This window comes from Novosphingobium sp. B-7, assembly GCF_000410615.1.
GTDB lineage: Bacteria > Pseudomonadota > Alphaproteobacteria > Sphingomonadales > Sphingomonadaceae > Novosphingobium > Novosphingobium capsulatum.
The window spans coordinates 294-7376 of sequence record NZ_KE148449.1; the positions used below are offsets into that span (position 1 = coordinate 294).

The 7083-nt window shown below is 66.9% G+C and carries 7 protein-coding genes; all 7 read left to right on the forward strand.

What is annotated here, in order from left to right; translation table 11 throughout:
- The coding region (locus tag H926_RS29190) for a polysaccharide deacetylase family protein (protein WP_237741118.1) at positions 1-664 on the forward strand (664 nt) is incomplete at its 5' end.
- Positions 661-1041, forward strand: coding sequence for an oxalurate catabolism protein HpxZ (gene hpxZ / locus H926_RS0119905; protein WP_022677848.1), 381 nt, complete (start codon positions 661-663; stop codon positions 1039-1041). The genes H926_RS29190 and hpxZ, both read left to right, overlap by 4 nt.
- Positions 1038-1478: a 2-oxo-4-hydroxy-4-carboxy-5-ureidoimidazoline decarboxylase gene (uraD, locus tag H926_RS0119910; RefSeq protein ID WP_022677849.1), complete on the forward strand. Its 441-nt coding sequence runs from the start codon at positions 1038-1040 to the stop codon at positions 1476-1478. The genes hpxZ and uraD overlap by 4 nt, the downstream gene beginning before the upstream one ends.
- Positions 1475-2929 carry an NAD(P)-binding domain-containing protein gene (locus H926_RS0119915; protein ID WP_022677850.1) on the forward strand — a complete coding sequence of 485 codons (1455 nt, stop codon included), beginning with the start codon at positions 1475-1477 and terminating at the stop codon, positions 2927-2929. The genes uraD and H926_RS0119915 overlap by 4 nt, the downstream gene beginning before the upstream one ends.
- Entirely contained in the window at positions 2926-3252 is a 327-nt protein-coding gene (gene uraH, locus H926_RS0119920) for a hydroxyisourate hydrolase (protein WP_028658268.1), read from the forward strand. Before H926_RS0119915 ends, uraH begins: the two co-directional genes overlap by 4 nt.
- A 1-nt stretch (position 3253) precedes the next feature.
- Positions 3254-4690, forward strand: coding sequence for a xanthine dehydrogenase small subunit (xdhA, locus tag H926_RS0119925; RefSeq protein ID WP_022677852.1), 1437 nt, complete (start codon positions 3254-3256; stop codon positions 4688-4690).
- Positions 4683-7001 carry a xanthine dehydrogenase molybdopterin binding subunit gene (gene xdhB, locus H926_RS0119930; protein WP_028658269.1) on the forward strand — a complete coding sequence of 773 codons (2319 nt, stop codon included), beginning with the start codon at positions 4683-4685 and terminating at the stop codon, positions 6999-7001. Before xdhA ends, xdhB begins: the two co-directional genes overlap by 8 nt.
- The last annotated feature ends 82 nt before the right edge of the window (positions 7002-7083 follow it).

Below are 7083 nucleotides of genomic sequence, written 5' to 3' on the forward strand. Positions count from 1 at the left end.
CTGGCGGCTGCACCGCCTGTTTGCCGAACGCGGCGTGCCGGTAACGGTGTTTGGCGTGGCAGCGGCCATGGCTATGAACCCGGTGGCGGTTGACGCCATGCTGAACGCCGGATGGGAAGTGGCCAGCCACGGCTATCGCTGGATCGACTACCAGGACGTGGCGGCAGAGGTGGAGGCCTCGCACATCGCCCAGGCCATCGCCATTCATACCCAGCTGACCGGCAGCCGGCCGCTGGGCTGGTATCAGGGCCGCACCAGCCCCAATACCGCGCGCATCGTCGCCGAGGAAGGCGGGTTTGTCTATGATGCCGACAGCTATGCCGACGACGTGCCCTATTGGGACGCCAGGCACGGCCGGGCGCAGCTGATCGTGCCATATAGCCTTGACGCCAACGACATGAAGATGGTCGCGCTCAATGGTTTTACCGAGGGCGAGCAGTTCTTCCGCTATCTGCGCGATACCTATGACCAGCTGGCCGAAGAAGGCGGCCGGATGATGAGCGTGGGCCTGCATGGACGCATTGCCGGGCGGCCGGGCCGGGCGCGGGCGGTGGCGCGGTTCGTCGATCATGTGATGGCCGACGGGCGCGCGTGGATCGCCACGCGGCTCGATATCGCCCACCACTGGATCGCCACCCACCCTTGTGCGGAGCAACCGGCATGACGATCAACGATCCCGTCCTGCTGGCCGAGGTGGAGGCTGCCTTTGCCGCCTATGAGCGCGCGCTGATGGCCGATGACATTCCGGCGATGGACGCGCTGTTTCACGATGCGCCCACCACCAACCGCTTTGGCGTGGGCGAAGTGCTTTATGGCATCGACGCGATCCGCGAATTTCGCAAAGGGCGCGGCGGATCGCCGCAACGCCGCCTGGGGCGCGTGGCGATTACCGTCTATGGCGATGGGTTTGCCACGGCCGACGCCGAATTCTTTCGCGAAGGGTCTGAACAGCGCGGCCGGCAGAGCCAGGCCTGGGTCAAGTTTGCCGATGGCTGGAAAGTCGTGTCGGCCCATGTCAGCCTGGAAGGGAACAGCCATTGACCGCCCTGTTCGAGCATTCGCCCTGGGTTGAGGAACGCGCCGATGCCGCGCCAGCTTCGGGCGATCGCCATGCCGACCTGATGGCGGTGGTATATGCCGCCACGCGTGAAGAGCAGCTTGCCCTGATCCGCGCCCATCCCGAACTGGCCGGCAAGGCCGCCATCGATGGCAGCCTGACGCAGGCTTCGGCGGCAGAGCAGGCCTCGGCCGGGCTCGACCGGCTGACCCCGGAGGAATTCGCCCGCTTCCACACGCTCAACGCTGCCTATCGCGCCGCGCATGACATGCCGTTTATCATCTGCGTGCGGCTAACCGACAAGGCCGGCATCCTGGCCGCGATGGCCGCGCGGACGCAGCACGACACCGATACCGAAATCGCCACGGCGCTTGCCGAAATCGGCAAGATCACCCGGCTCCGACTGGAGGACATGGCATGACCGACCTGCACGCGATCGATACCCAGGCGCTTGCCGCGCTGGAAGCCGAACTGGCACGCCAACTGGCACTGGTCGATTGCTTCGGCCCGGACTGGACGCGCCCGCGCACGGCACCGCAGGGCCATGTCCATGACGTGGTGATCGTGGGCGGCGGGCAGAGCGGCCTGGCCACCGCGTTCGGGCTGCGGCGCGAGAGGATCAACAACATCCTGGTGCTCGACGAAAACCCCGAAGGGTTTGAAGGGCCTTGGGAAACCTATGCCCGGATGATCACGCTGCGCACGCCCAAGGGGTTGACGCCTATCGATTACGGCATTCCGGCTTTGACGCCGCAGGCCTGGTTTAGCGCGTGTTTCGGCGCATCGGCATGGGATACGCTCGACAAGATCCCGCGCGGAGTGTGGATGGAATACCTGCGCTGGTATCGCCGCGTGCTGAACCTGCCGGTGCGTAATGACGCCAAGGTCACGGGCATCACGCATGTGGGCGATGGCCTTTATGGCGTGGAACTGGGGGATGGAAGCATGGTGCTCGCCCGCAAGGTCGTGCTGGCTACCGGCATCCAGGGCGGCGGGGAATGGCACACCCCGGCGATGATCCGTGAACACCTGCCGCGCCACGCCTATGCCCACACCAGCGAGCCGATCGACTTCGCCACGCTCAAGGGCAAGCGCATCGGCATTCTGGGCGGAGGCGCGAGCGCGTTCGACAATGCCAACTGGGCGCTGGGCGAGGGCGTGGGCGAAGTGCACGTGTTCATGCGTCGCAGCGTGTTGCCGCGCATCAACCCGATCCGCTTCATGGAGCGGGTAGGCTTTACCGCGCGCTATCCCGCGCTGTCTGACGCCGAAAAGTATCGCGCGATGGCGGCATTCCTGTCGCACAACCAGCCGCCGACCAACGATACGTTCAACCGCGCGGCAAGCTGGCCGGGCTTTGCCCTGCATCTGGCCAGCCCGTGGGAAAGTGTCGCCTATGAAGACGGGCAGGTGATCGTGACGACGCCGCACGATCGCTTTGCCTTCGACTTCGTGATCCTTTCGACCGGCCTCGTTTCAGACCCCCGCCTACGGCCTGAACTGGCCGCACTGGCGCCGCATATCGCGCTGTGGGGCGATGTCGTGGCCATGCCCGACGGCGAGCGTAACGCGCTGATCGACGCGCATCCCTATCTGGGGCCCGCGTTCGAATTTACCCCGCGCCACGCGGCCGATGCGCCGCTGCTGCACGGGCTGTTTGCATTCAACTATTCGGCGCTGATCAGCCTGGGGCTGTCCGCTTCGGCGCTGTCGGGGATGAAGAACGCGCTGCCCCGCCTGGTGCGTGGCATCGCCGACCAGCTGTTCCTGGACGACCGCGAGGAACTGCTCGCGCAATTCGTCGCCTATGACGAGGAAGAGTTCGTGGGCCAATGGCCACGCCCGGCCTCTGTGGCGGAGGCAGCGGCATGACGACGCTATCCACCCATGTGCTCGACACCACGAGCGGCCGCCCGGCGCAGGGGATGCGCGTGATGCTGTGGTCGGCAGACAGCCTGCTGGCCGAGGGCGAGACCGACGCTGACGGTCGCCTGCGCGATTTTCCCGCGCTGGAGCAGGGCGCCTATACCCTGGCATTCCACGTCGCCGACTATTTCCGCGCGCAGGGCGCAGAACTGCCCGATCCGCCGTTTCTCGATGTCGTGCCGATCCATTTCGGGGTGAGCGTGCAATGGCATTATCATGTACCCTTGCTGGCTTCACCCTATGCCTATTCCACCTATCGGGGCAGCTGACATGGCGTTGCGCTTTGTCTGCGATGGTCAGTTGGTAGAGCTCGATGATGTCGCGCCCGGCGACACCGTGCTCGATTTCCTGCGCGGGCGGGCCGGCAAGACCGGCACCAAGGAAGGGTGCGGCGAGGGCGATTGTGGCGCCTGCACCGTGCTGGTGGGCACGCCGCTGGCGCGCGAGGATCGGCTGATCTGGCGCGCGGTCAATGCCTGCATCCAGTTCCTGCCAATGCTGCATGGCAAGGCGGTTTTGACCGTGAACGGGCTCGGAACCGGCCTCAACCCGTTACAGCAGACCATGGCCTGCAACGGCGCATCGCAATGCGGGTTCTGCACGCCCGGCTTCGTGATGTCGCTGCATGGACGCGCCATCGGCGCGGTGGGGGCAGAGCTGCCGGTGGGCGACGTGCTGGCCGGAAACCTCTGCCGCTGCACCGGCTATGGCCCGCTGCTGGACGCTGGCGCACAGCATTCGCGTCTGGCGCAGGATGATGCCGCGCTGCTCGCGCTGTTGCGCCAGGCGGCGGTATCCGGGCCGGCGTGGGGCCAGGCGCGGCTGCCCAATGGCGGCACGGCGGGCTGGTTCATTCCCGACAGTGCCGATGCCCTTGCTACGCTGCTGGCACAATATCCCGAGGCGCGCATCGTCGCCGGTGCCACCGACGTGGGCCTGTGGGTGACCAAGAAGCTGATCGATCTGGAAACGGTGATTTTCGTGGGCGACGTCGCCGAACTCGGCACGATCGCGGAAACCGACCAGGGCCTGACGATCGGCGGCGCGGTGCGCTATGCCGATGCCCACGCGGCGCTGGCCCGGCTCAGTCCCGATCTGGGCGAACTGGTAAGGCGCATCGGCGGTTTGCAGGTGCGCAACGCCGGCACCATCGGCGGCAATATCGCCAATGGCTCACCGATCGGCGATGGCCCGCCAGCGCTGATCGCGCTAGGCGCCATGCTAACGCTGCGATCGGTGCGCGGGCGGCGGACCATGCCACTCGACGATTTCTTCATCGCCTATGGCCAGCAGGACCGCAGCCCCGACGAATTCGTCGAAAGCCTGTTCATTCCGCGCCCCGGCCCGCAGGATATCATACATATTTCCAAGCTTTCGAAACGCTTTGACAGCGACATCTCGGCCGTGTGCGGTGCCTTTTGCCTGCGCGTGGAACAGGGCGTGATCACCGCTGCGCGCGTGGCCTTTGGCGGCATGGCAGCCACCCCGCGCCGCGCACACCAGGCCGAGGCGACATTGACCGGCGCGCCCTTTGCGGCAGAGACGATCGCCGCTGCGGCCGAGGCGATCCGTAGCGATTTCGCGCCGCTGAGCGATGTGCGCGGCAGCGCGGCCTATCGGCTGGAAGCGGCCGGCAATCTGGTGTGGCGCCTGTGGCATCAGGCCCAGGGTTTGCCGGTCCGCGTGCAGGAGGTGGCCCATGGCTGACACTCTGACACGCCCACCCGCCGGCCCGGTAGTCGGCATGGGCCAGCGCCACGATAGCGCGCATCTGCACGTCGCGGGCCAAGCGCGCTATATCGATGACGAGCCGGAACTGCCCGGCCTGCTGCACCTGGCATTCGGCACGTCCACCAAGGCGCGGGCGCAGATCGTGGCGATGGATCTTGCCGCCGTGCGCGCGGCGCCGGGCGTGGTCGCGGTCTATACCGCCGCCGATATCCCTGGCGCGAACGATGTTTCACCCGTGGCCGGGGACGATCGCCTGCTGGCGCAGGACGGGGTGGTATGGCTGGGCCAGCCGGTGTTCCTGGTGGCCGCGACGAGCCGCCGCGCGGCGCGCCAGGCCGCCCGCTTGGGCAAGATCATCTATGCCGCGCAAGAGCCGATCCTGACGGTCGAGCAGGCCCGCACCCAGCACAGCCTGATCGAGCCGACCCAGCGCATGGCGCGGGGCGATGCTGCCGCCGCGCTGGCTGCCGCGCCGCATCGCCTTGCCGGGCAACTGGCGATGGGCGGACAGGATCATTTCTATCTCGAAGGGCAGATTGCTCTCGCCCGGCCACTCGAAGACGGCCAGGTCCACGTGCTGTCATCCACCCAGCATCCCAGCGAGGTGCAGCATCTTGTCGCCCACCTGCTCGGTCGGTCTTCGGCCGATGTCACGGTAGAGGTGCGGCGCATGGGCGGCGCGTTTGGGGGCAAGGAAAGCCAGGCCGCGCTCTATGCCGCCGCCGCTGCGCTGGTGGTGCATCACACTGGCCGCCCGGCCAAGTTTCGCGCCGATCGCGACGATGACATGGTCCAGACCGGCAAGCGCCACGATTTCGTGGTGGATTACGAGGTCGGCTTCGATGGCGAAGGGAAGATCGCCGGCCTGCACTTGCGCCTTGCCTCGCGCTGCGGCGCCACGGTTGATCTTTCACCAGCGATCAATGATCGCGCGATGTTCCATGCCGACAATTGCTATTTCCTGCCGGCGGTGGAAATCGTTTCGGAACGGCTGAAGACCAACATGGTCTCGGCCACGGCGTTTCGCGGCTTTGGCGGGCCGCAGGGCATGCTGGCGATCGAGCGGGTGATGGATGCCGTGGCCGGGCATCTCGGCCGCGATCCGCTCGCGGTGCGTGTCGCCAATCTCTATGGCCCCGGGCGCGACGTGACGCCCTATGGCATGGTCGTGGCCGACAATATCGCGCCAGACCTGATCGCGCGGCTGCGGGCAGAGGCCGGGTATGACGAGCGGCAGGCGGCCATTGCGCGGTTCAACGCCACAAGCCCGATCCTCAGGAAAGGGCTCGCGCTCATCCCGGTGAAATTCGGGATCAGCTTTACCACCACCCACCTCAACCAGGCGGGCGCGCTGCTGCACGTCTATGCCGATGGCTCGATCCAGATCAACCATGGCGGCACCGAGATGGGGCAGGGCCTCTATACCAAGGTGGCGCAGGTGGTGGCGCAGGCCTTTGGCGTGGGGCTGGATCAGGTGCGGATCACCGCCACGCGCACTGACAAGGTGCCCAATACCTCGGCCACGGCGGCCTCTTCGGGGGCCGATCTCAATGGCATGGCAGCGCTGAATGCCGCGCAGACGATCCGGGGGCGGCTGGCCGAGTTCTGCGCGCGGACCTTTGGCGGCGCGGCGCACGACGTGGTCTTTGCCGATGGGCAGGTTTGCGCCGGCGGCGAGACGATCCCCTGGCCGGTGCTGTGCCGCCGCGCCCATATGGCGCGCATTTCGCTATCGTCCACCGGCTTTTACGCCACACCGGATCTGCATTATGACCGCGCGGCGCACCAGGGGCAGCCGTTCTATTACTTTGCTTATGGCGCGGCGCTGGTCGAAGTGGTGATCGATACCCTGACCGGCGAACACCGCGTGCTGGCCGCCGATATCCTGCACGATTGCGGACGATCGCTGAACCCGGCGATCGACAAGGGCCAGATCGAGGGCGGCTTCATCCAGGGGCAGGGCTGGCTGACCAGCGAGGAACTGGTCTGGAACGACGAGGGCGCGCTTTTGACGCATGCGCCGTCCACCTACAAGATCCCCACTGCCAACGACCGTCCCGACCGCCTGACTGTTGCCCTATGGGACGGCGCCAACCACCGGCCGACGATCCATCGCTCCAAGGCAGTGGGAGAGCCGCCGTTCATGCTGGCCAACGCGGTGTTCTCCGCGCTGGGCGCAGCGATTGCCGCCTGCAACCCGGCGGTGGGCTGGCCCACGCTCGATGCCCCGGCCACGCCAGAGCGCATCCTTGCCGCGCTGGCGCGGCAGCGGGGCACGGCGCCATGATGTGGTGGGACATGGCCCGCGGCTGGGCGCAGGAAGAGCCGCTGGCGATGATCACCGTCCTGGCGTGCGAAGGATCGGCGCC

What these genes read in the sequence shown, in the direction of transcription:
- hpxZ (WP_022677848.1), top strand. Translation starts at nt 661, where the DNA reads ATGACGATCAACGATCCCGTCCTGCTGGCCGAGGTGGAGGCTGCCTTT.
- H926_RS0119915 (WP_022677850.1), top strand. Translation starts at nt 1,475, where the DNA reads ATGACCGACCTGCACGCGATCGATACCCAGGCGCTTGCCGCGCTGGAA.
- uraH (WP_028658268.1), top strand. Translation starts at nt 2,926, where the DNA reads ATGACGACGCTATCCACCCATGTGCTCGACACCACGAGCGGCCGCCCG.
- xdhA (WP_022677852.1), top strand. Translation starts at nt 3,254, where the DNA reads ATGGCGTTGCGCTTTGTCTGCGATGGTCAGTTGGTAGAGCTCGATGAT.
- xdhB (WP_028658269.1), top strand. Translation starts at nt 4,683, where the DNA reads ATGGCTGACACTCTGACACGCCCACCCGCCGGCCCGGTAGTCGGCATG.